Genomic DNA, 24463 nt, shown 5'->3' on the forward strand with positions numbered 1-24463 from the left:
GATTCCTTGCGTTCAGAATAACGATCAGTCAGGTATTTGCTTTGACCACGAGTCAGTAGAGTGAACTTAAATAACTCTTCCATGACATCCACAATCCGGTCATAGAAAGCTGAAGGCTTCATTCGTCCATCTTCTTCGAATTCCAAGAAAGCTTTCGGAATTGAAGACTGATTTGGAATGGTGATCATCCGCATCCACCGCCCCAAAATACGCATCTGGTTCAGGCTGTTAAATGACTGTGATCCACCACTGACTTGCATCAAGGCAAGGGTTTTACCTTGGGTAGCACGGATTGCTCCTCCTGCAAGTGGAATCCAGTCTATTTGTGATTTAAAAATGGAACTCATAGAACCATGACGTTCAGGTGAACACCAGACCATACCTTCAGACCATGCAAGAAGCTCATGCAGTTCTTTTACTTTTGGATGCTCAGTATCCGCATCTTCTGGCAAAGGAAGGCCCCACAAGTGATAGATACAGATAAAGCACACATATGGAGGTGCTTTGTCACGGTTAAAATGGGAAAGAAAATGTCCACCAGATCTTGAGCACAGGCAGGTTAAGTATAAAAATAACGTGATCGAATGTAATCATGGCAAGCTAAAGCGGATCATTAGGGCCACTTTAGGATTCAAATCGATGAAGACGGCTATGCCACATGCATCTATTCAGATGGCATTAAACACCGATGATGTACAGACGAAGTAGTAGCAGCCGATCCTACTAAAAGAATAGCAAACGATAAAAACAGCGATAAGCATGTTTTTAACCACTGCATAAAAATAGACCAAAAATTAAGCTTTTTTAGTTTTACAGATTCGAAAATAAATAGTAATAATTCATGAATAGTAGCCGAAGCTACCATTCATGAATCCAAATCATACTATTTTAAAAAACAAACTCGATACCTGCACCATACAACCATCCTTTTTCTGAATTGGACGCTTGTTGTAGAGAAGTTAGCTTTTGTCCCTTTTCATATTGATAAGCTACATCAACAAAAGGTTTAATCCGTTTAGTAATCTCATAACGAGTTTTCAGCCCAGTCTTCAATTCGGATAATCCGTTTTTTGAAGCATAGTTAGAATCATCGTTTAATACTAAATCTGCTTCAATATAAGGTTGAGTAATAAGTTTTTGGGTTAGCAAGAAGTCACGCTCTAATTCAAAACTAGCTCCCCAAAAATTATTTTCACCACCATATAAATAAGCCTGAGTTTCAAAGAAATAAGGAGCTAGACCTAATATACCAATAACCCCATCCACTCGATCGCTGCTGCTGTTATTTTTATCTTCACTATATCTTACCCCAGCTTGTACATCCCAAAATGGGGCTACGTTACGGCTATAAAGTGCTGATACAGCATATTTTGGATCATTACTTTCTGACTTTTCCGAATTGGCTTCAATAAATAGACGATTTTCATCTGTTCCAATTAAAGTTTCAAACTTTGTTCCTAGGTTGCCCTTACCGTCTTCATCAACCATCCATTCATTTTCAAATTTTGTCGTTTGATAAATTTGTCCACCATGTTCTTTAAGATGATCATCATGAGATGGGGCTGATCTCTTTCTTGCGGTCAGAATAATATTATCTCCCCCATTTGCATTTTCCATTGAATAATATTCTGGATACAATTCTTGGGGGCTATATCTTAAGCCACCAGACTCCTGTAATAAGACTCTCATACCATTTGTAATATTACTTTCTTGTTCCGAAGTGCTGCTATTAGCAAAAGTTAAGTTTGATATACTTATTAATGCAATTGATAAGACTGTTTTTGAGAAGAAATTCTTAGTGATTTGCATGTGGATTTACTCCCTTCTCACTTATTGGGGGCTGAGCAACAGTCTTTGTAGAATTACCATCTTCCACTTGAGCTACAATGAGTTTATTCATCATTCCTGCACTCATATGGTAAAGCAGGTGACAATGAATAGCCCACTCACCTAACTCATCAGCTGTGAGTAGAGTGGTTATCGTTTTCCCAGGTGGAACAATTACCGTATGTTTGTTTGGCATATTGCTTGGATCCTGACCATTCTCAAGCTGCATAAACATGCCATGTAAGTGCATTGGGTGAGCCATCATACTGTCATTGACAAATTTTAAGCGAATACGTTCACCATACTTCACCACTAGTGGGTCGGCTTCATTAAATTTTTTACCATTTATTGTCCAAATATAACGCTCCATGTTTCCACCAAGACGGATCTCTATTTCACGTTCAGCTGCACGAGTGTCTTTTTGAGGATCTAACGATTGCAAATCACTATATTGCAATGCTTTATTACCTTCAGGTGTTGAAGCATTTGCCCATCCAAATACGGTATTATCATTCTTGTCTGAAGCCGCCTTAACAGTAGCGCTATTCATCGGCATATCATGATCCATACCTTTCATAGAAGACATATCATGATCCATACCTTTCATAGAAGACATATCGTGATTCATGCCTTTCATAGAAGACATATCATGATTCATATCTTTCATTGAAGACATATCATGATCCATACCTTTCATAGAAGACATATCGTGATTCATGCCTTTCATAGAAGACATATCATGATCCATACCTTTCATAGAAGACATATCGTGATTCATGCCTTTCATAGAAGACATATCATGATTCATTCCCATATCTTCCATAGTCAATAAAGAACGAGGACGAGGCTTAGGCATCTCAATTTGTTTTACAGGTGAGGTATTTTCATCATGTAAGGTTCCAACCGAAAATCCAGTACGATCAATAGATTCAGCTTCGATTTGATAATGGGCTTGTTTCGGTTCAACAATGACATCATAAGTTTCAGCAGTACCTATACGGAACTCATCTACAGGAACGGGCTTTACAGGTTGACCATCAGCACTGACTACAGTCATTTTTAGGTTTGGAATGCGTACATCAAAGAATGACATAGCGGAAGCATTAATAAAACGAAGGCGAACTTTTTCACCAGCTTTGAAGTTACCCGTCCAATTTTGCTGAGGTGTCTTGCCATTCATTAAAAATGTATAACCAGTCACATCGGACATATCTGTTTTCAGCATTCGCATCTGATTCCACATAGAACGGTCTTGCCAAGTCGCTTTTAGCCCATCACGTTTAACTTGTTTTAATACATCGAATACTGTTTCGCGGCGGTTCTGATAGTAGTCTGCTTCTTTTTTAATATTTTTCATAATTTGATCACTTGTCGAATTATGAAAATCAGAAAGCAAAACAACGTAATCTTTATCGGTTTTTTCAGCAGCTGTTAGTGGAGTTTTATCTTTAGGATAAATAACAAAAGCACCATATAAACCGTCTTGTTCTTGTCCTTTACTATGTGAATGATACCAATAAGTACCATTTTGGCGGACTTTAAACTTATATTCATAAGTTTTATTAGGGGCAATGCCATTAAATTTGTTAAATCCAGGTACACCATCCATAATTCCAGGTAATAATAAGCCATGCCAATGGATTGAAGAGTCCTGATTTTTTAACTTATTGTGAACACGGATAACGGCCTCATCACCTTCTTCAAATTCAAGAAGTGGTGCAACGAATTTACCATTTACAGTAATTCTCTCAACTGGTTTTCCTGTGATATTTACAGTTTGTTCAGCGATTGTTAAATCATATTCTTTAACTGCCGCCATTACCCAAGTTGATGAAAATAAACCAACTCCAATTAAGAGTATATGACTTAACTTTTTTGACATTCTATCTCACCTTTAGAAAGGTCAAGATTGAAGTAATAAAGCAAATATTTAGTATAAACTTTAATACTTCTTTCTCGCTATTTATAAAATTATTTATTGCTACTAGGCATATTCATCTTTGAATGATCCATTTTAGAATGGTCCATATTCATCATAGAATGATCCATTTTTGACATGTCAGATGAGTTAGGAGACTGATGTTGACTATGATCTTGCTGAGTCTTGTCATCTTTTTCCATTTTACAAGGTTTTGTACAAGGTTCCTGTGCTTTTACCGTTTTAGTGGCACTTGAGGTTGATACATCTTTTGCCCAAGATTGAGTACCAGCAATTAAAGTTCCAGCACACATTAAAATTGTTAGACTACGACGCACTACAGTTTTCATAAGTTTCTCTAAAAGTTAATTTCTTGCTACTACAATAAAGTGAAGCACTGAACATCTAAGTGACTTGAAAATGACATTTTTGTAATCTATCTCGATCAGATGTTTTATAACGTTATTATAGTTTTAATGAATGACTTAGGATTCGGAAATGAGAATACTATTAGTTGAAGATGAACAAAAAACTGGTGATTATCTCAAGCAAGGTTTATCCGAAGCTGGCTATATTACGGACTGGGTTACAGATGGGTTAACGGGTAAACATCAAGCTCTTTCTGAAGAGTATGACTTAATTATTTTAGACGTGATGTTACCTGGACTAAATGGTTGGAATATTATCAATGATATTCGTAGCAGCGGTAAAACAATGCCCATTCTTTTTCTTACCGCCCGAGATCAAATCGAAGATCGAGTAAAAGGATTAGAGCTAGGCGCTGATGATTATTTAATAAAGCCTTTTGCTTTTGCAGAGCTTCTTGCTCGAATCAAAACTCTCCTTAGACGAGGGCAGCAAAGAGAAGATAGTAATATTATTAAGATTGCTGATTTAGAACTTGATTTGAGAAAACGTCGGGTAACGCGAGCGGGTCAACGCATTGATCTGACGGCAAAAGAATTCGCGCTTATGGAACTTTTTATGCGTAGACGAGGTGAAATTTTACCAAGAGCGCTGATTGCTTCTCAAATTTGGGATATGAATTTTGATAGTGATACGAATGTCGTTGAAGTCGCTATTAAACGATTAAGAAGTAAAGTTGACAGTAACTTTACTCCCAAATTAATTCAGAATATTCGAGGAATGGGGTATGTACTAGAGGTAGAGGATGAATAATAATTTATTCAGAGCGATCAGTTTCCGGATCGGTATCATTTTCTCATTATCTACTATTTTCATTCTAATTATTATGGGTTTGTTCATAAATAAATTAGTAATGCATCATTTTGAAACTCAAGACCGTACCCAATTAGAAGGTAAAATCCAGCTTATTCAGAATCTTCTCCAACAGCATCCTAAAAATTCTCCAGAACTTAATCTTTATTTAAGAGATGCGTTAGTTGGACACCATGATCTTATGGTCCAAATAGAACGACCGACAGGCCAAATTTTATTTAGTTCAGCATCCTCAATCATTAATACTCAAAATTTAATCAAGTCAGCAAATAATTCATGGATTAAATGGCAAGTTCAAAATAAGACCTATCGTGGCATGATCTACACTACAGGTATAAATAGAAATTCTGAAATACAATCTGTACGAATTATTGTTGGGATCGATACATCAGAACATCTACATTTTCTAAAAGATTTTAAGCGTCAACTTTTGTATATTGGTTTGGCTGGTACAATTTGTTTAATGTTTTTAGGTTGGTTTGCAACCTGGAGAGGTTTAAGACCCGTGCAAAAAATGGCTAAGGTCGCAGAAGGAATTTCTGCTCAACATCTTTCAGAACGTTTAGAAGTTGAGCATACACCAACCGAACTAAAATCATTGGCAATCGCCTTCAATGCTATGCTGGACAGACTAGAGTCAGCTTTAGAAAAACTTTCCGATTTTTCATCTGATTTAGCACATGAAATTAGAACACCGATTAATAATTTAATGACCCAAACTCAAGTATGTCTCGCCCGTAACCGAGATATTGGTACTTATCAAGAAATACTATTTTCTAATTTAGAAGAATTTGAACGTTTGGCTCGAATGGTGTCCGATATGCTTTTCTTGGCAAAAGCAGAACATGGCTTAAATTTACAGAACTTACAGAATATTGACCTCATTAAAGAAGTTACCGCTTTATTTGATTTCTATGACGCTCTAGCTGCCGAAAAAAATATGACACTTCAACAAACAGGATCTGGCAATGTAAAAGGTGATCCTGCTATGTTACGTCGCGCACTCAGCAACCTATTGTCTAATGCAGTTAAATATGGAAACAAGAATTCTACAATACAGATAAAACTTCAACAGAATTTAGATAACACAATATTTTCAATTGAAAATGAAGGCCCTGAACTCTCTCCTGAACAACTATCCAGATTATTTGATCGTTTTTATCGAACAGATGCGTCTAGACAAAGAACAGAAGAAGGAACCGGCTTAGGGCTTGCCATAACAAAATCTATTCTTGATATGCTTGGGGCGACCATCCAGGCTGAATCCCTCAATGGTCGAATCATTTTTACCATTGTTTTTCAAAGTGAATCCATGCAAGGGGAATCATTTTAACTCATTTTTTGAACATCTTCCATTTACCCGAGTTGACCTTACATAAAGCTCAAACTGAGAGCCAGAGCTACGCCAGCACCTATCATGGCAATTGTGTAGCCAAATATGATAGCTCGGCCAAACTGTGCCCCCCCTGTCATCCATGCAATTGTCGCTTTGCTTAACATGTTGCTCAGTGTGGCCAGCCCTAGCGCGACAGCAGCCACATTTGTTGTTAAGCCTTCAGTACTATGCAGGCGGGCAAGTGAGACTAAAATAGCATCTACGTCTGCTAGCCCAGAAATAGTCGATAATACGAAGATGCCGCTGGTGCCCAACCATTGTTTTGCTGCCGGGACCAAGACTGCCATGACAGCCAGGAAAGCAGCGAAGCTGAATGCTGTCCCAAGATCAAAAGGAGCCATTGCTTCTATTGTTCGATCGTTGTTTTCAGCGCTGGTAATTTGGCGTTGTCTCCACAATGCCATACCCAGCAGAAGGATTCCCGCAATCATCATTGCACCACCAAAAGTGCTTAGCAATGCTGGCTCAATGACGCCTATCAGCACAACCATACGAAAAAACATGATGCCACAGGCAGCCAATGTTCCAGAAATAGCAGCACTGACCATGACGGGGTGCTGGCGTGTATAGCGTGCCAGTGCGACAGTTGCAGCTGTAGAAGATGCCAAACCACCCAATAGACCTGTCCAGAGTATGCCTCTTTCTGAACCGGTGAGCCGCATGGCAAAATGACCTGCCAGAGAGAGTCCGGCAATCAGGATCACTGCCCACCATAACTGGTAAGGATTTAATGCAGCAAAAGGTCCCAGACCCGTATTGGGTAAGTAGGGTAATATAACGACAGAAAGTACCAGCAACTGCAGGGATGCGGTTAATTCACGATGCTCTATCAAGCGTAGCCAACCGTGTAAGGTTGGCTTGAGATCCAAAAATACAGCGACGATTACAGCCGCGGTTAATGCTAAAGTAACATTACCATGGGATGCATATGCACCTAAAACTAATGTCAACAGCATCGCGATCGTCGTGGTAGCGCTTAGATTACCGGAAAGTTTTGCGGTACGCGCGTAGGACACTGTTAATAATAAGGAAAGCCCTAATACGGCCGCGACCAGCGGCCAAGGCCCGAAGTTTGGTTGTAAATGACCGAGCACTCCTCCGAGCAATCCTGTCAATGTGAAGGTACGTAGGCCTGCTACTCGGCTGCCCTCGGGCAATTCACGATCGTGCCATCCTCGTTCTAAACCAATGAGCAGGCCGATGGCAAGTGCTGCAATAAGACCTGGTACATCTGGTGGAAGAAAAGAACTCTCTATCATAACTTTTTATTTCGCAGGCGAAGGGCATTCGTGATGACTGAAGCTGAACTAAAACTCATCGCCAAGGCCGCAATCATGGGTGACAATAACCAACCGGTAAATGGATAGAGTACGCCAGCTGCGATTGGGATACCCAAGGCATTGTAAAGGAAAGCAAACATGAGGTTCTGTTTCATGTTGCCAACAGTAGCTTCCGAAAGGGAACGGGCAACCGCGATACCGCGTAAATCCCCCTTGACCAGCGTAACTTGAGCACTATTCATTGCGACATCAGTTCCGGTCCCCATAGCGATACCGACATCAGCCTTGGCTAGTGCTGGTGCATCATTGATTCCATCGCCGGCCATTGCCACGATGCGACCTTCCTTCTGCAATTTGCTGACCAGTTCTAGTTTATCTGCGGGTTTAACTTCACCATGTACCTCATCAATACCCAGACGTGCTGCGACTGAACGGGCAGTGGTGAGACCATCTCCTGTTGCCATCACGATACGTAGTCCAGCTTCCTTCAGGGTGGCAAGTGCTTCAGGGGTACTTTTTTTGATGGGATCGGATACTGCAAGCAGGCCGGCCAATTCACCATTGATGGCTAGATGCATCACACTTGCACCTTCTGAACGCAGCTCTTCGGCTTGCGGAATCAGAGATTGTACCGAGATACCTAATTGCTCCATCAGTGCTGTGTTGCCCAAAGCTAACTGACGATCGCCCACTTGACCTCGAACACCAATCCCTGAGCCTGATTCAAAATTATCTGGTGTTTCAAGAGACAGGCCACGTTCGTGTGCTGCATTTACAATCGCTTCGGCTAGCGGGTGTTCACTGCCTTGATCAAGACTGGCGGCTAAACGTAATACTTCAGATTCATCGAAACCTGATGCGGCAACCACACGATCGAATACAGGGCGTCCTTCGGTCAACGTACCTGTTTTATCGATGATTAGTGTGTCAATCTTGCGCAGATTCTCAATGGCTGCTGCATCGCGGAACAACACACCATGAGTAGCACCTTGACCCGTTGCAACCATGATAGACATTGGAGTTGCCAAGCCTAGTGCACAAGGACAGGCAATAATGAGTACTGCCACAGCATTGATTAATGCATAAACCCAGCTCGACTCTTCTGGGCCGAACAATCCCCATCCAAAGAAGGTAAGCAAGGCAATGGTCACTACAGCCATGACGAACCAACCTGCTACCTGATCAGCCATACGTTGCATTGGTGCTCTCGAGCGTTGAGCTTGTGCCACCATCTGTACGATCTGGGACAACATGGTACTTGAACCAATTTTCTCTGAACGCATGATCAATGAACCATTGGTATTCAGGGTAGCGCCAATGACTTTATCGCCGACACGTTTAGTGATTGGTAAAGGTTCGCCTGTCAGCATTGATTCATCTACTGAACTACTTCCTTCAGTGACTACACCATCCACAGGAACTTTTTCACCTGGGCGGATGCGAAGTAAATCTCCTACATGGACATGAGTCAGAGGAACGTCTTCCTCAGTTCCATCGGACAGAATTCGGCGAGCTGTTTTAGGAGCAAGTCCGAGTAGTGACTTAATTGCAGCAGAAGTTTGCGAACGTGCTTTTAATTCTAGTATTTGTCCCAGTAGGGTCAACGAAATAATGACCGCTGAAGCTTCAAAGTAAACAGCGACACGGCCCATGGAAATAAATGAGTCTGGAAAGATTTGTGGCGCTACAGTTGCAACCACACTGTAAATAAAAGCAGCCCCTGTACCTAGACCGATCAGGGTCCACATGTTCGGGCTGCGATTCACGACCGATTGCCAACCACGGGAAAAAAATGGCCAACCTGCCCAGAGTACGATCGGCAGTGACAACACTAATTCAATCCAGCTCTGAACCGCCATGTCGAACAGGTTCAGTTGATGGCCAAACATCGCCAAAAAAGTCACGACTATGGTCAGTGGCAGTGTACACCAGAAGCGTCGACGGAAATCACGTAACTCAGGATTCTCATCTTCCTCTAACTCGGGAATGAGTGGCTCCAGTGTCATTCCACATTTAGGACAGTTTCCAGGATGATCTTGTTTAATTTCTGGATGCATTGGGCACGTATAGATGGTCGTGCCTGTTGTGCTTGTCTCATTAACGGATTGAGTAGTCTGATGATGCTGTGTATGTGCATCGGCAGTCGTCGTTGCGGGTTTAGCGATATATTGCACCGGGCTGCTATGAAACTTTGATTGACATTTATCACTGCAAAAAAAGTAAGTTTTCCCCTTAAATTCCTCATGGTATTTCGATTCTTCAGTGACGGTCATACCACAGACTGGGTCTTTCAGTACGTCTGTTGTAGCCTGTGCCATATGGTCCTGGTTATGATTTTTTTGATCTGACATAAATAATTCTCTTATGGAAAAGTGGTTTTATGGCCGAATTTTGGAATAAATCTCGGAGTCTGTTGAGCATAGCTGTCATAGACAGCGCCAAACTGTTTACTCATTTCAGCCTCTTCCTTAATTGCCAAGCGGCTGTACATTAAGAGTAAGATTGGAAACATAATCAGTGTCAGTAAAGTTGGCCATTGCAATAAAAACCCCAGCAAGATCAAGATAAAAGCCACGTATTGGGGGTGACGTATGCGCGCATAGGGTCCGGTTACTGCCAATTGGTGATGACGTTGTGCGTGGTACAACACGTTCCATGCTGATGACAGTAAATAGAAACCATAGCCCAAAAAAATATAACTCGCGATGTGCAGAATGCCAAAATGTGGATCACCCTTTTCACCCAGTAGCGTTGACCATAAGTGACCTGAGTTATGCGACAGCAAATCAAGTTCAGGAAAGCGAGTTTGTAGCCAGCCTGACAACAGGTAAATGGTTAAAGGGAAACCATACATCTCGACAAACAATGCAATGATGAAAGCAGAGAAAGCGCTAAAAGTACGCCAGTCTCGTGCTGTGGCGGGTTTAAAAAAACTGAAGGCAAACATAATGAAAATTGCCGAATTTATGATGACGAGCCACCACAGACCATAGGCCGATTCCGCATGATTCATGATGGATCTCCTGGTTCGCGCGATTTTTTATTATCTGATGGGTCTGATTTTTTCTGTTGATGGTGATGTCCATGACCACCATGCATAAAAATATGCATGAGTGGACAAGCTAAAAGGAGTAAAAAGGGTAAAAAACCAACGACATGGGCCAAATGCTCGGTTAAGAGAAAATAGGCTGCCACACCACCAAGCACTAATAGACCGATGGCATAACGTGTAGACCAAAAGTTAGGTACTGAATTATGTTCTTGAGGTTGATGGTTCATGGTGCTTCCCTCTCTAATTCATGGGTAATTATTTAGTTGTGGAGGGAGGCATACAGTCCATCATCATTTGCATCATGGATTGCATCATGTCCATGCGTTTTTCCATCATTTGCTGACGGTCAGCCATATTGGCATTCATGCTTTGGCTACCCATCTGTTTCATCATGCTTATACCTCCTTGCATGAGTTTCATGTGCTCAGCCATAAGTTTCTGACGTTCTTGCGGGTTTTTTGCAGCCATCATCTTTTCATGCATGGCTTGCATCGCTTTCATGTGCTGGTCCATTGCAGCCATTTTGTCTGGAGTCATCGTGCCAGTAGCTGTCTTTTTAACAGTGACTGTGGATGGAGGAGTATTTTCTGGGTGATGAGTTTTATGCTCTTCAGGATTTTGGGCTAATGCACCTAGAGCGGCAGTGGTTATACAAAGTGCGAGTAAAGTTTGGCGGATATAAGTCATGATATTTTCCTTCCATCAGTTGATCAGCCGATACAACCTTTAAATGAATGAAGCAAACAAATAGAGAGAGGTATTTTTCATTTATTTGCTCCACTCATTCTTTTGATGAAGTTGATCGCTGGTTATGCCACCGGTGTTTTACTTAGGTGGTAGCTGGTTATAGTCAATTTTTTTATTTCTATTGAATAATTTTATCACTTGAGTCTATTGATTTTTAAAAATGACAAAAATGTAATTTTGAAGTCATCGCTCTGTTTCTGTCTCTCACTAATAATTGAAATATAAGAGGAGATGATGTGGTCTCATTAAATATAGATTTTATAAAGTCATCTCTAATGAACTAACGAATCAAGAGGAAACGTAAATGAAATTATTTCAAAATAAAATGACTGCTCTACGTAATGTTGTAGTAGCTGCAACGATGATTGTGGCTACTACAACTACGTTCGCTCATGTGAGTTTAGTGAGTGCGATTCCTGCGGAAAATGCATCTATCCTTAGTCAACCAAAGAACTTGACCCTTAACTTTGGTGCAGAGGTTATGTTGATGAATATTAAGTTACTGGATGCTCAGCGAAGAGATGTTCCTTTAAAATATGAAGTTACTCATGACTTAAAGAAATCCTTTGATGTCGCTCTTCCGAAACTGAAAAAAGGTAAATATACCGTTGTCTGGACAACAATGGGGAAAGATGGTCACAACATGAATGGTGAATATAGTTTCACTATCAAATCAACTAAATAAGAATTGATTACCTTTCAACATGTCAGTGAGGTGCTGGCATGTTGTTCTAGAATGGACAAAAATAATGATTTCTGAATATTGGATGTGGGCCACTTGGTTAACTAAGGTTATTTTATATTTAAGTGTAGCTTTTGTCGTTGGTGGAGCCTTTTGCTATTTTTTACTTAGACAATATCTTGAACTAAAAGAATCGATTCTTAAATATATTACAATTGGCGCTGGATTAGGCCTAATTTCCAGTACCTTGGGATTTTTTATTCTGATTGGTAGTTTTGCCAATACTGGTATTACAGGTATGGTGGACCCCACGTATATTAATATATTGGTTAATACTCCGACGGGGTATATATACGTTCTTCGTTCTATTAGTTTTGCTCTTTTACTTCTTCTCATGGTGGTTAAACTTAACAGGAACAAAGGTCAGTTTTCTATAATTGAAAGTTCAATATTTTGTGTTTTACTTCTCCCGATTATTTTTAGTTTTTCCCAGCTCGGACATGTCGCTAATTTAACCTTACTTGCTCAAATTTTATTATCAATCCATATTCTAGTTATGTCGTTATGGATGGGGTCTTTATATCCGTTATGGAAAACCAGCCGGGAAATAAGTGGTTTACCTTTAAAAGATCGCATGCATGTATTTGGACGTATTGCTGCTTTCATTGTTGGGATATTAATCGCCTGTGGCGCTAGTGTAGCTCTTCTTTTAATTAAAGATTTTAATACCTTAATCAATACTGCATATGGCTATGGTTTCATGGTTAAAATGTTTTTTGTTATAGGTATTCTACTTTTAGCTGCCTTCAACAAATGGTATTTCACCCCGCGTCTTCAACATCCTAAATTCGCTAAACACCTTAGTCATGCCATTTTATTTGAGATGTTATTAGGTCTATCAATTCTATTAACAACAGGCTATATAACCACTGTCGTGGGTATTGAATAAGAGAATTTCAAAATAAGGGAATTGAGGAAATTTAACATTACTGCATTTATCTTTTGTAGCTGAGCAATAAAGTTTCTACTGGACTGCCAACTTACGACAATCAGAACAGTAAAATCGCATCATGAGGCATTATACATAAAGGTAGTCACCGGTTTTTAGCTTATCTTCAACCCATAACGGTCTCATCTATTCAGTTCACTACCATTGATTGAAATAACTAATCTTATAAATTTCAGAGTGATCGTAGATGACAAAAATGTCATTTTAAAGTCACATTAATGTTGGTTAAGTACTTTTACTGTAGTCATTAGAACGCTATGCTTTAGAATACTCTGAAGAAAACTGTAAGGTTGTAAACAGACCAAGTTACAGCGAGTAACTGATTCAGAAAAAGGCTGGTTGTATGGTGAAAGTTTAGAGTTACTGTTCTAATGTTTTAAACAAATGTTTTGTTAAAAAGGAGCAACATATGAAATTTCACATCGCTAATATGACTTGTGGTGGTTGTGCACGCGGCATTACTACCGCAATTAAAGAGCTCGACTCGAATGCCTCACTCGATATTGATTTACAAAACCGTATTGTTGAAATCAACACAACGGTGAGTCAGGATCAAGTCATTGCCACTCTCAGTGAGCGTGGATTTACAGCTGTTCCTGCTTAATCTCTGTTAGAGTAACAGTGGGAATTCCTTACCACTTTTACTCTCTCTTATTTTCCTCATCGTACAGATAAAACCTGTACTTGCTTGAAATAAAAGTAATCCCTGAATTCCCCCTAATCTTGGTTCGAGCTGATCTTCGCATATAGAACTCAGCATATCTAAATGATAGAGATCGTATATGAGTACCGAAATGACTGATACGCCACACTACAGTGAAACATTAGAGATTGAGGGGATGACATGTGCTTCTTGTGTAGGCCGTGTGGAAAAAGCTTTAAAATCTGTTGAGGGTGTTGAATCGGCTCATGTAAATCTGGCTACCGAAAAAGCAGTCATTTATGCGCATCAACCACTTGATCGCGCTACTTTAATTAAAGCCGTAGAAAAAGCAGGCTACGAAGTGGAAGCGCTGCAACCAATAGAGCTTACGATTGAGGGTATGTCATGTGCTTCTTGTGTAGGTCGAGTAGAAAAGGCCTTAAAATCTGTTGAGGGTGTGGAATCAGCTCATGTAAATCTGGCTACTGAAAAAGCGACTATTCAGGCAAGCTCATCTGTCACTCGTGACTCGTTAATTCAGGCTGTCACCAAAGCAGGGTTTGAAGCAAAGTCAGTTCATCAAACTACGGAAAGCTTTCAAGATAAAAAAAATATTGAATTAGAAAAACTTAAAAAAGATTTAATTTTGTCAGTCTTATTGACTCTACCCGTTTTTATTTTAGAAATGGGATCACACCTGATTCCCGCCTTTCATACGTTTATGATGGATAACATTGGCCAACAAAATAGCTGGTTAATGCAATTTTTCTTGACCACAGTAGCATTAATTTTTCCAGGCCGACGCTTCTTTAAAAAGGGCATCCCAAGTTTATTCCGCTTAGCACCAGACATGAATTCCTTGGTGGCTGTAGGAACATTGGCTGCTTATCTTTATTCAGTGGTTGCTACTTTCTTTCCAAGTGTCCTGCCACAAGGCACGGTCAATGTTTATTATGAAGCTGCAGCGGTTATTATCACTTTAATTCTATTAGGTAGATTTTTTGAAGCCAAGGCAAAAGGCCGAACGTCTTTAGCAATTCAACATCTAGTTGGAATGCAGCCTAAAGTTGCCAGAATACAGCTCAATAATCAGGTGATAGAAGTTCCGATTGCCGAAGTTCAAACAGGAACGATTGTAGAGATTAGACCAGGCGAGCGTATCCCTGTCGATGGTGAAGTTATTCACGGCCAAAGTTTTATTGATGAATCCATGATTACTGGCGAGCCTATGCCCGTTGAAAAAACGATAGGCTCTACTGTGGTAGGAGGAACAATTAACCAAAGTGGCAGCTTAAATATCAAAGCCACCTCTGTTGGTAGTTCATCAGTGCTTTCTCAAATCATCCGAATGGTTGAACAGGCACAGGGTTCCAAGCTGCCTATTCAGGCATTGGTTGATAAAATTACCATGTGGTTTGTACCTGTAGTAATGGGTCTCTCTCTTTTAACTTTTATTACTTGGTTTATCTTCGGCCCTGAGCCAGCCCTAACGTTTAGCTTAGTTAATGCAGTTGCGGTACTCATTATTGCATGTCCTTGTGCAATGGGACTTGCAACGCCTACATCAATCATGGTGGGAACTGGGCGTGGTGCTGAAATGGGTGTTTTATTCCGTAAAGGGGAAGCTTTGCAGCTGCTCAAAGAAACTAAAGTGGTTGCTGTTGATAAAACAGGGACCCTGACTGAAGGGAAACCAATTTTAACCGATCTGCATGTCTTAGAAGGGTTTGAATACAATGCCGTACTTTCACTTATGGCAGCCGTTGAATCAAAGTCTGAGCATCCTATTGCTCGAGCAATTGTACAAGCCGCTATAGATAAGGAATTAATCCTGTCTCCTGTTGCTGATTTCAAGTCAGTCACGGGCTATGGAATAGAAGCAACGGTGTCTGAACATTTGGTTCATATTGGTGCAGATCGATATATGGAAAAACTAGGTTTGAATCCTAATGTTTTTTCTCAATTTTCGGATCGTTTGGGAGAAGAAGGAAAAACCCCTCTCTATGTTGCGATTGACCAGAAACTTGCTGCCATTATTGCTGTAGCAGATCCAATTAAAGAATCAACATTTGCTGCAATTGAAGCGTTACATCAGTTAGGTTTAAAGGTTGCCATGATTACAGGTGATAACCGTCATACAGCTCAAGCGATTGCAAAAAAACTAGGTATTGATGAGGTTATTGCAGAAGTCTTACCTGAAGGTAAAATAGAGGCCGTTAAAAAATTAAAAAATCAATATGGTAAACTCGCATATGTTGGAGATGGCATTAATGATGCCCCTGCACTTGCAGAAGCAGATATTGGTTTAGCAATAGGTACAGGTACAGACGTAGCTATTGAAGCTGCTGATGTGGTTTTGATGTCTGGCAACCTGAAAGGAGTGCCAAATGCTATCGCTTTAAGCAAAGCGACTATAACCAATATTCGTGAAAATTTATTTTGGGCATTTGTTTACAATGCAGCTCTGATTCCTATTGCAGCAGGTGTACTTTATCCGCAATTTGGACTGCTACTTTCTCCTGTATTTGCTGCTGGTGCAATGGCTCTCTCGTCAATATTTGTACTAGGAAATGCTTTACGATTAAAACGTTTTAAAGCCCCCCTTGCAATTATTTAACCATTTTTTATATACATTTAAAGTTTTGTTGGCTTTACTTTATATATTTGGAAATGGTCTAAGCCATGTTGGCTTTTATTAAATATCATACAGTTGATATTCTAATTATTTGAGAGGGATTAAGATGAAAAGAATTTTATTAATATGCTTTATAGGCATGTCATTTACCTATGCGAATGCTCATTCTGGGGGAACGAACTCACAGGGTTGTCATACCAACAGTAAAACTGGTGATTACCACTGTCATTAATAGGTGCGCACACAGTTTTTTTATTTAAAAGACTGTGCTTTAAAGTTATAAGTAGCGTTTAACTAAAGCTAAAAATTCATTCAGTTCTTTTTCCTTTATTTCCTCAGTATCACCGAGTACATGTTCTCTAAGATGAAGTTCTATTAACTCACTCATTAAGCCATTTATCGCACCTTTAATTGCTGCAACTTGCTGTAATACCTCAATACAAGAATTTTCAGAATTTAAAATATTCTGTTCAAGGGCATTGGTTTGACCTTGAATTCGTCTAATCCGATTTAAAATTTTTTTGTTCTGATTTAAGTGAGACATACTATTCAACCTCAAGAACATATACTATGGGGGAGTATTAATTGCGGTGCAATAAAATGCAATATCTAAATAATGTTAAAAGTGACCATTCGCATCAATTTGACGAAGGAAATCCTTTAGCACAAAAGAAAATTTTAATCGCAACCATCCTCACTGGTGTAATGATGGTGTTTGAAATTTTTGGAGGATGGTTCTTTAATTCCATGGCTTTATTGGCTGATGGATGGCATATGAGTTCTCATATGTTGGCATTGGGCTTAGCTTATTTTGCCTATAAAATGGCTCGAAAATATGCTCGTGATCAGAGATTCTGTTTCGGTACATGGAAGATAGAAATCTTAGCTGGATATTCGAGTGCCATTTTATTGATGGTTGTTGCTGTATTCATGGGTGTTCAATCGATAGAACGTTTATTCAATCCTGTGAATATTCACTACAACGAGGCAATTTCAATTGCGATTGTTGGCTTGATCGTTAATTTTATTTGTGCCTGGTTACTACGTGAAAATGGTCACCACCACCATCATCACTCTCATGATGACCATGACCACCACCACGATCATCATCACTCTCATGATGACCATGACTTAAACCAGAAAGCCGCTTTTCTTCATGTAGTAGCAGATGCAGTAACTTCTGTATTAGCGATTATTGCACTTTTCGCAGGGAAGTATTTTGGATGGGATTTTTTAGATGCAATTCTAGGGATCGTAGGTGCAGTGCTTGTAGCACAATGGTCTTGGGGATTGATTAGAGAAACAGGTAAAACATTGCTTGATGCAGAGATGGAACATCCTGTAGTAAAGGAGATTCAGGAAGTTGTAGAGGAATTAGATAACCAAATTACGATTACTGATCTGCATGTCTGGAAAGTAGGTAGAAGTAAATTTTCATGTATTTTATCCCTAAATACAGTTAATGACTCCTTAACAGCAGAGGTAGTTCGTAAAGCTTTGTCAATTCATGAAGAGATTGTTCATATTTCTGTTGAAATTAACAAGAATTTCCATGTTGTTTAAATTAATATTTATTCCTTTTAAACTTTATCAGTCTATTTATGTGGTAATGCTCCCCGCAAATAATTGGACTTAAAAGTAGAAAATCGAATACCCTTGATTTAAGGAGATTTTCTATGAAAATATCTAAATATTCAGACAGCTTAATTATGAGTATTTTGAAACAAGCTGAAGCAGGAACACCTGTTCCAAACCTTTGCCGTGAGCATGGAATGAGCACCGCAACTTTCTATAAGTGGAAGTCTAAATATGGCGGAATGGATCTTTCCATGATGACTAGGCTTAAAGAATTAGAGGCTGAAAATGCCCGTTTAAAACGTATGTATGCTGATGAGCGGCTTAAATCTGACATTTTACAAGATGCTCTTTCAAAAAAGTTTTAAGGCCAGTTCAGCGGAAGTCTCTTGCACAGCAGGCTGCTGAGCAGTTTAAGATTTCTATCAGCATGGCCTGTTTAATTTTTAATATTAGCCAAACCTGTTATCGCTATAAGGCCCTTTTGAAAGAGGAAAATGTTCAAATCGCTGAGTGGTTGATTAAGCTAACAAATGAAAATAAAACGTGGGGTTTTAAACTCTGCTATCTGTATTTGCGCAATGTAAAAGGTTATGGATGGAATCACAAACGCATATATCGGATCTACAAAGAGCTTGAACTTAACTTAAGGATTAAACCCAACAAACGAATTAAGCGAGAACAACCAGAAACCCTTGCAGTACCAACAGCTAAGAATGAGTCATGGTCAATGGATTTTATGCATGATCAACTCAGTGATGGGCGTAGCTACCGTGTGCATAACGTCATTGATGATTACAATCGAGAATCGTTAGATATCCTTGTTGATTTCTCATTACCGGCTGAACGTGTTCTGCGGGGGCTTAACCAATTAATTGAATGGCGAGGCAAACCTAAACATATTCGATCCGACAATGGGCCTGAATATATAAGCGATTTAATGAAAGAATGGTGTGATCAACATGATATTGAGCATATCTTTACTCAGCCAGGTAACCCTCAACAAAATGCCTATGTTGAACGATTTAATCGCACAGTTCGATACGAATGCCTAAACCAATATTTATTTAGAGAGCTTAGTGAGGTTCAAGACTGTACAACCTTATGGCAGTACTTTTATAATCATGAACGACCTCATATGTCAGTAAATGGTTGTCCACCTAATTTTAAACAATAACAAGGGCTTTGGATTTTCTACCCATTAGTTCAATTAAAAATGGGGGTATTACCATGTAAATCTTAGATTAGAATTTGTTTGTTGTAGAGCGTCGGGGCGCCTCGGCAATTCTGCGTGTTGAAATAGAAAGGAAAATTCATTTTCTGAATGAAGATATCGGGTATGAACTGGTAAAGATACAATCCACGATTCATATTCAATCCCATGACTTTAAAGCGCAAAGCGTGTTGCAGATGCAGCTCTTATTCCGAGGAATTTTACACTGGTATCGCCCGCCGATAGAAACACCAGATCCGGCAGTCAGGACGTAAATAACCATTCCTCCAGTTTAAATAAAAAAACCTGCAGATTCGATGCAGGTTTTTTTTAGAGATAATCAATCGCGTCTTATTTGGCTTTACGCTCTTTTTCAATCAGGTAATTCACCACCTGAATTACTTTGGCATCATTGCCCTGCACAATATATTTACCATTCACGGTCACCGCTGGTACACCGCTTAACTGATATTGAGCAGTCAAATTTTTTGCCTGAGCAATTTTTGACGAAATCGGGAATGATTTATAAGTCGTGTTAAATTTCTCTTCAGAAATACCATAACGGGTATAGAACTTGGCCAATTGTGCCTGTTCTAAAATTGGACGCTGCTTGTCATGAATATCATGGAATAACTGTAAATGTGCTTTTTGACGCACACCCAGGGCTTCTGAAACATAATAAGCACGTGCAGCCTGTTCCCAAAGCGGGTTCATTGCAGCAGGTGTACGTACAAAACGGATATCTTTGGGTAATTTTTTCAACCAGTCCTGCATATGCGGTTCCAACGTGAAACAGTGACCACAGCCATACCAGAAGAATTCACGTACCTCAATTTTGCCCGGTTTTTCGACTTTAACTGGTTTTGCAACCACCTGATAGTCCTGACCTGCCACAAAATTGGCCATAGCACTACCTGAAAAGGCCAAAACAGATGCGGCAACAGCTCCTAAAAGGAATTTTTTCATTGGGATTATCGTCCTTTAAATCATTATGCTTAGTGTATGGATTCACTATAAATCAATTATGCCGGTTCCGTTTTCATGCTGCGAAATTTTTTGCTATCAAAACCGCTACATTAAAGTATACGACTGATTTTAAGTCAGTTAATATGGCCATTCGGCCGCTATGTGTTTTTAGACAATCACAAAAGTTAAACTTTGAGTAATAAAAACGGTTATAATTTCTACGATTAAAAAGTAGTGGTCAAACCTACAGCAAATATTAACTTCTTACTATTTTCTTCAGTAACAGCCGCGTGGCTATGATAATTGCTGGAATTTACAACATAGAACTGAGCAAAAAATGATTTATGAAAGGTTTATTAAATTAAATAAATTATTTATATAGTTAAAATTCACCTGATAAATCACTTTTTAATTTAAATTACTATTTATAAACTAACTAGAGGATTAGCTGAGATAGCGTTGACTCTTTCAATTGTATAGAGCGCAGAGTTATTAATATTTAATCCTGAAAATTTTAGATAAAATTCTCCTTTTTCAAATTTTTTACTGTGTTTTAAAATTTCTGATTTAAATTTTTTACCTAATATAATTCGTACACTTCTATTTAAATTTGACCATTTAGGATAATTAAATTTTTCTTCATTTTTGATACAATACGTATATAGTTCTTGCATTGTAAACTCTAAAAAATCTTTCCTATTTTGAATCGCTAAATTAATTAAGTTTTCAATAATACTATATATATATTCTTCACTAAGCTTTCTATTTGCATTCAGATCTTGTTCAACTAAAAAAGTTAAGTATTCAGAAATGGTGGTAAAATTATTACTTTTAGCCTTCGCACAAACTTTTATAATTAAGTCTAAGTTTGCATTTTCTATACTAAGTTGCATATTTATTCCTTTCTATGTATAGGAGCATATGTAACCCTAAAGTTTCAAATATTCTTTTGGGATTATTTAAAAATTCAAAAACGGTAAAGAATAAATTAAAAACAATAAATATATTCATCATTCGATTTAAAAAATTAATTAATCTTAGTTACACCATACTAAAAATAACTAATTTTTAGTTTTCCTAGTTATATGTGCTTCATTATAATTTTGAATTAATTCTCTTCACACCCTTTGCTTTTTTCATTGTTAATTATTTCTAAATTTTTCTCTAAGAAACGGAGTCCCCCATCAGCAAAACTACTGGTTGAAAAAACTATAGTAAAAATAACTAAAATAATCTTCATGTACATATTATTGAATCTAATCATATCTTGGACCAAAAAAATCTTTACTTATAATAATGAGTAAATATATACATCAGAATGACAACAAAATTACAAACTTGTAATTTTGTTAAGGTTTGTTCTCAAAAAAATAAATTAATACTATTTTAAAAAAGATAAATCGTTGCTGAAAAAGCTAGATTGCAATCGAGTTAATTAATTATAAATCAAAAACTTATATTGTATAAAATTTGTAACTCTTTGCTTTCTGCACTTATTATTTAATCAACGTTTCACGATTTTCATAAGCTAAACTAAATATAGTCGCCAATTTCAATTGAGTTATTCCCCGGCTTTTAAATACCGATATACCGCTTGGCGACTAATTCCAAATGCCTGGCCTAATGCCATTTTTGAAGGGTACTTCCCTTCCTTCCAGTCTTGTCGCAAAGCTTCAGCCTGATCAGGTTTCAATTTATGTACCCGGCCTTTGTACTTCCCTTGAGAAGAGGCAAGTTTAATTCCTTCCTTTTGCCGCTCTAAAATGATCTCACGTTCAAACTGTGCAAAAGCACCCATCAGTTGCAGCATCAAATTATCCATCGGGGTGGATTGGGCCGTAAAAGTAATATTTTCTTTTACAAACTGGATGGCAATCCCTCGTTTGACCAGTTTATCCACTTCAGTCACCAAATCTTTTAAGCTTCGCGCAAAACGATCCATGGAATGTACTATCACCGGCACTGTTGCAAATAGCCATTGATGATAAGCTAAATAGTTTTTTAGCTAAAGGTTCAGTGTATGAATCCCTTCCATGGTCGGCATTTTCAGGGCGAAATCATTCTTTGGGCTGTACGCTGGTATTGTAAATATGGCATCAGCTATCGTGAACTTCAGGAAATGCTTTCCGAACGTGGTGTGAATGTTAATCACACTACTATTTACCGTTGGGTTCAACGTTATGCTCCTGAAATAGAAAAACGCTTACGCTGGTATTGGCGTAATCCTACACATCTCGGCACATGGCATATTGATGAAACTTATGTAAAAGTGAATGGAAGATGGTCTTATCTGTATCGTGCAGTCGATCAACGTGGCTTTACCATTGATTTTTACCTTTCTTCTAGACGTAATACCAAATCAGCATATTGTTTTCTTGGAAAAATTTTAAATAATGTGAAGAAGTGGCAAATTCCACAAGTGATCAATACGGATAAAGCATCCACATATGGAGGTGCTTTATCACGGTTAAAACGGGAAGGAAAATGTCCACCAGACCTTGAGCACAGGCAGGTTAAGTACAAAAATAACGTGATCGAATGTGATCATGGCAAGCTAAAGCGGATTATCAGGGCCACCTTAGGATTCAAATCTATGAAAACGGCTTATGCCACAATTAAAGGTATTGAAGTCATGCGTGCACTACGTAAAGGACAAGCTTCATCATTTTATTATGGTCAGCCTCAGGGTGAAGTGTATCTGGTGAATAGAGTTTTCGGTCTCTAAGCACTTTTTAAAGGGAACATCATCGACTCAGATCCCTATTTGCAACAGTGCCCCATCGGCTGGGTAGAGAGCCAGATTTCATCGATACGGATCATGTTGCCAGTGCCTTGAGTAGTTCTGCCAAGGCAGACATTTCTGATGCCTGCCATTTCAGCCCGATCTCTCTGCTCGAATCAGGCAAAGTAATGTGAACGTGCAACATTCCTGCAGTAGATGTATTGAATGTTGCAGGGTAAGGCAAGGCAATAAATGCGGGCTTGGGTAGTGCCGGGTTGTGCAGAGTTTGTCTGCCATCAAGAAGGCGAATCCATTTACATACGAGATTTGCATTCAGGCCATACTGCAAAGCGACTGAGGCGATTGAAGTATTGGGTTCTTTACAGGCTTGAACAATACTATTTTTAAATTCAGCACTGTATGTTCTTCGCTTTTTGGAAGCAGATACGGTTGATGCATGGATATTTGTGGTCATAAATTAAGTCCCCACTTATTTTTAAGTGGGGACTAACATAAGGCTAATTAGAGAGATTGGTAAGGAGGTGCTTTGCCGGATACTTACAATCCAAGCAGGAAAAAGTCAGATTAAAATTGCCCGCCTTTCCATGCTGTGCTATGAATAAAAATAGTTTTAAAAATTATCGGTATTAAGGATTGTTCAATGGCTAATAAGAATATTTTGGTTCCTATCGATGGCTCTGAGATTGCCTTCGCCGCTTTAAAACAAGCCACAATTTTGGCCAACTCTCTTGATAGCAAGCTTACGATTATTAGCATTGTGGAAGAGAATCCTTTTGTAAACGCTGACTTTTATTATTTCGGGGCTGATGCTCAGACCATGAAATAATATTTTGATGAAGCTTGTCTCAATGCAAAGCATGCTTTAACAGAAGCAGAGAAAATATGTGCTAATCAAAGCGTGAGTGAATTTGAAACAAAAATCATTAAAGCTGAAGTTTCTGCAAAAAATATTGTCAAAGTCGCAGAAGAACTGGATGTTAGCCTCATTATTATAGGATCTCATGGACGTAAGGGTATCCAGAAACTGACTCTAGGCAGTGTAGCTGAAGAAGTATTAAAATTCTCACTATTGCCGGTACTCATTGTTAAGCAATAAGTCTGCTCTTATTCATTTAAATAAAAAACCAGTTGCCGGAGCAACTGGTTTTTAAACTTAAATTTCAATAACTCAATTTACTTGTTTTTTTCAATTAACTCAGCTACTGCTTGAGCTTCTAATACTTTACCGCTTGAGACAATTTTGTCATCAATGATTAGACCAGGCGTACTCATCAAACCTGTTTCAGCAATCTTGATCATGTCGGTGACATACTCAATTTCAGCTTGTACACCACTGCTTTTCACCGCTTCTTCTGTCGCAGCCAATAAAGCCTTACATTTACGACAACCTGTACCCATAACTTTAATCTGCATTTCTAATCTCCTGAGACTGCTTTATATAAAGAACTGACCAACTAAATTTAGACTATATCCAATGATTAAAATACCAACAAAAACAATCACCACAAAAAGGCTGAGCAATTGTGTTTTCACGACTT

At 38.8% G+C, this 24463-nt stretch carries 24 protein-coding genes and 5 pseudogenes; 12 read left to right on the top strand and 17 right to left on the bottom strand.

The genetic code is table 11. The features are described 5' to 3' along the window. Positions 1–452, bottom strand: a 452-nt coding sequence (gene arsH / locus B9T23_RS16155; protein WP_407640436.1) for an arsenical resistance protein ArsH, incomplete at its 3' end; no start/stop codon positions are given. 6 nt (positions 453–458) lie between these two features. Between arsH and B9T23_RS16160 the strand changes: the two are divergent. Continuing rightward, a pseudogene (locus B9T23_RS16160) lies at positions 459–651 on the top strand (DDE-type integrase/transposase/recombinase); the annotation flags it as partial. A gap of 16 nt (positions 652–667) precedes the next feature. On the opposite strand, the pseudogene B9T23_RS16165 reads toward B9T23_RS16160, so the two are convergent. The 4 genes and pseudogenes from B9T23_RS16165 to B9T23_RS16180 form a co-directional block, all read right to left on the bottom strand. Next, a pseudogene (locus B9T23_RS16165) lies at positions 668–865 on the bottom strand (hypothetical protein); the annotation flags it as partial. 23 nt (positions 866–888) lie between these two features. Continuing rightward, the gene (locus B9T23_RS16170; protein WP_086194806.1) at positions 889–1809 is read right to left on the bottom strand and encodes a copper resistance protein B; all 921 of its coding nucleotides are present in this window, start codon (positions 1807–1809) and stop codon (positions 889–891) included. Further along, positions 1796–3709 (bottom strand): copper resistance system multicopper oxidase, encoded by a 1914-nt coding sequence (locus B9T23_RS16175; protein ID WP_086194807.1) that lies wholly within the window; start codon positions 3707–3709, stop codon positions 1796–1798. The genes B9T23_RS16170 and B9T23_RS16175 overlap by 14 nt, the downstream gene beginning before the upstream one ends. Before the next feature lie 89 nt (positions 3710–3798). Further along, entirely contained in the window at positions 3799–4095 is a 297-nt protein-coding gene (locus B9T23_RS16180) for a hypothetical protein (RefSeq protein WP_004281865.1), read from the bottom strand. A 148-nt stretch (positions 4096–4243) separates the two neighbouring features. On the opposite strand from B9T23_RS16180, the gene B9T23_RS16185 reads away from it, so the two are divergent. After that, positions 4244–4924, top strand: a complete 681-nt coding sequence (locus tag B9T23_RS16185; protein WP_004668313.1) for a heavy metal response regulator transcription factor — start codon at positions 4244–4246, stop codon at positions 4922–4924. Next, a complete protein-coding gene (locus B9T23_RS16190) occupies positions 4917–6317 on the top strand; it encodes a heavy metal sensor histidine kinase (RefSeq protein WP_086194808.1) in 1401 nt (466 codons plus the stop codon). Before B9T23_RS16185 ends, B9T23_RS16190 begins: the two co-directional genes overlap by 8 nt. 38 nt (positions 6318–6355) lie before the next feature. Here the strand turns inward: B9T23_RS16190 and B9T23_RS16195 are convergent, their stop codons facing one another. From B9T23_RS16195 to B9T23_RS16215, 5 genes are read right to left on the bottom strand one after another with little or no spacing between them, the layout of a single operon-like run. Continuing rightward, positions 6356–7639 (bottom strand): MgtC/SapB family protein, encoded by a 1284-nt coding sequence (locus B9T23_RS16195; RefSeq protein WP_063454657.1) that lies wholly within the window; start codon positions 7637–7639, stop codon positions 6356–6358. Continuing rightward, positions 7636–10011 (bottom strand): heavy metal translocating P-type ATPase, encoded by a 2376-nt coding sequence (locus B9T23_RS16200; RefSeq protein ID WP_086194809.1) that lies wholly within the window; start codon positions 10009–10011, stop codon positions 7636–7638. Before B9T23_RS16200 ends, B9T23_RS16195 begins: the two co-directional genes overlap by 4 nt. A gap of 11 nt (positions 10012–10022) precedes the next feature. Beyond that, positions 10023–10673 carry a methyltransferase family protein gene (locus B9T23_RS16205; RefSeq protein ID WP_004681447.1) on the bottom strand — a complete coding sequence of 217 codons (651 nt, stop codon included), beginning with the start codon at positions 10671–10673 and terminating at the stop codon, positions 10023–10025. Then, positions 10670–10939, bottom strand: coding sequence for a DUF2933 domain-containing protein (locus B9T23_RS16210; protein WP_005407413.1), 270 nt, complete (start codon positions 10937–10939; stop codon positions 10670–10672). The genes B9T23_RS16205 and B9T23_RS16210 overlap by 4 nt, the downstream gene beginning before the upstream one ends. Before the next feature lie 28 nt (positions 10940–10967). Further along, on the bottom strand, positions 10968–11399 hold the full coding sequence (locus B9T23_RS16215; RefSeq protein WP_005407407.1) for a hypothetical protein: 432 nt from the start codon (positions 11397–11399) through the stop codon (positions 10968–10970). A gap of 364 nt (positions 11400–11763) precedes the next feature. Here B9T23_RS16215 and B9T23_RS16220 point away from each other — a divergent pair, with 364 nt between their 5' ends. From B9T23_RS16220 to B9T23_RS16700, 5 genes are all read left to right on the top strand, one after another. Further along, complete coding sequence (locus B9T23_RS16220) at positions 11764–12144, top strand: copper resistance CopC family protein (protein WP_004281877.1); 381 nt, start codon at positions 11764–11766, stop codon at positions 12142–12144. Positions 12145–12208: 64 nt separating this feature from the next. Continuing rightward, positions 12209–13090 carry a copper resistance D family protein gene (locus B9T23_RS16225; protein WP_005105846.1) on the top strand — a complete coding sequence of 294 codons (882 nt, stop codon included), beginning with the start codon at positions 12209–12211 and terminating at the stop codon, positions 13088–13090. Between the two features lie 469 nt (positions 13091–13559). After that, positions 13560–13754, top strand: a complete 195-nt coding sequence (locus B9T23_RS16230) for a heavy-metal-associated domain-containing protein (RefSeq protein ID WP_086194810.1) — start codon at positions 13560–13562, stop codon at positions 13752–13754. 178 nt (positions 13755–13932) lie between these two features. Continuing rightward, the gene (locus B9T23_RS16235) at positions 13933–16410 is read left to right on the top strand and encodes a heavy metal translocating P-type ATPase (protein WP_004281880.1); all 2478 of its coding nucleotides are present in this window, start codon (positions 13933–13935) and stop codon (positions 16408–16410) included. A gap of 157 nt (positions 16411–16567) precedes the next feature. Continuing rightward, complete coding sequence (locus tag B9T23_RS16700) at positions 16568–16660, top strand: YHYH domain-containing protein (RefSeq protein WP_151809984.1); 93 nt, start codon at positions 16568–16570, stop codon at positions 16658–16660. Between the two features lie 45 nt (positions 16661–16705). On the opposite strand, the gene B9T23_RS16240 is transcribed toward B9T23_RS16700, so the two are convergent. Further along, the gene (locus B9T23_RS16240; RefSeq protein ID WP_004664020.1) at positions 16706–16972 is read right to left on the bottom strand and encodes a metal/formaldehyde-sensitive transcriptional repressor; all 267 of its coding nucleotides are present in this window, start codon (positions 16970–16972) and stop codon (positions 16706–16708) included. 56 nt (positions 16973–17028) lie between these two features. Between B9T23_RS16240 and dmeF the strand changes: the two genes are divergently transcribed. Both dmeF and B9T23_RS16250 read left to right on the top strand, forming a co-directional pair. Beyond that, complete coding sequence (gene dmeF, locus B9T23_RS16245; RefSeq protein WP_034438686.1) at positions 17029–17991, top strand: CDF family Co(II)/Ni(II) efflux transporter DmeF; 963 nt, start codon at positions 17029–17031, stop codon at positions 17989–17991. A 113-nt stretch (positions 17992–18104) separates the two neighbouring features. Then, a protein-coding gene (locus tag B9T23_RS16250) for an IS3 family transposase (protein WP_092691341.1) occupies positions 18105–19180 on the top strand; the annotation gives its coding sequence in 2 pieces (ribosomal slippage) (positions 18105–18357 and positions 18357–19180; 1077 coding nt in all). Between the two features lie 387 nt (positions 19181–19567). Here B9T23_RS16250 and B9T23_RS16255 read toward each other — a convergent pair. The 4 genes and pseudogenes from B9T23_RS16255 to B9T23_RS16265 all read right to left on the bottom strand — a co-directional run. Then, the gene (locus tag B9T23_RS16255; RefSeq protein WP_004668326.1) at positions 19568–20182 is read right to left on the bottom strand and encodes a thiol:disulfide interchange protein DsbA/DsbL; all 615 of its coding nucleotides are present in this window, start codon (positions 20180–20182) and stop codon (positions 19568–19570) included. Between the two features lie 177 nt (positions 20183–20359). Beyond that, a pseudogene (locus tag B9T23_RS17095) lies at positions 20360–20481 on the bottom strand (cation diffusion facilitator family transporter); the annotation flags it as partial. Positions 20482–20607: 126 nt separating this feature from the next. After that, a complete protein-coding gene (locus B9T23_RS16260) occupies positions 20608–21075 on the bottom strand; it encodes a hypothetical protein (protein WP_086194811.1) in 468 nt (155 codons plus the stop codon). Between the two features lie 668 nt (positions 21076–21743). Next, positions 21744–22139, bottom strand: a pseudogene (locus B9T23_RS16265) (recombinase family protein); the annotation flags it as partial. 63 nt (positions 22140–22202) lie between these two features. Here B9T23_RS16265 and B9T23_RS16270 point away from each other — a divergent pair. Then, a complete protein-coding gene (locus B9T23_RS16270) occupies positions 22203–22907 on the top strand; it encodes an IS6 family transposase (protein WP_010116189.1) in 705 nt (234 codons plus the stop codon). 91 nt (positions 22908–22998) lie between these two features. On the opposite strand, the gene B9T23_RS16275 is transcribed toward B9T23_RS16270, so the two are convergent. Continuing rightward, complete coding sequence (locus B9T23_RS16275; RefSeq protein ID WP_086194812.1) at positions 22999–23379, bottom strand: transposase; 381 nt, start codon at positions 23377–23379, stop codon at positions 22999–23001. Between the two features lie 186 nt (positions 23380–23565). Here B9T23_RS16275 and B9T23_RS16280 point away from each other — a divergent pair. Continuing rightward, positions 23566–24021, top strand: a pseudogene (locus B9T23_RS16280) (universal stress protein). 77 nt (positions 24022–24098) lie between these two features. Here B9T23_RS16280 and B9T23_RS16285 read toward each other — a convergent pair. Then, a complete protein-coding gene (locus B9T23_RS16285; protein ID WP_086194813.1) occupies positions 24099–24338 on the bottom strand; it encodes a thioredoxin family protein in 240 nt (79 codons plus the stop codon). Positions 24339–24463 lie beyond the last annotated feature (125 nt).

This window comes from Acinetobacter terrae (assembly GCF_002135195.1).
Lineage (GTDB): Bacteria > Pseudomonadota > Gammaproteobacteria > Pseudomonadales > Moraxellaceae > Acinetobacter > Acinetobacter terrae.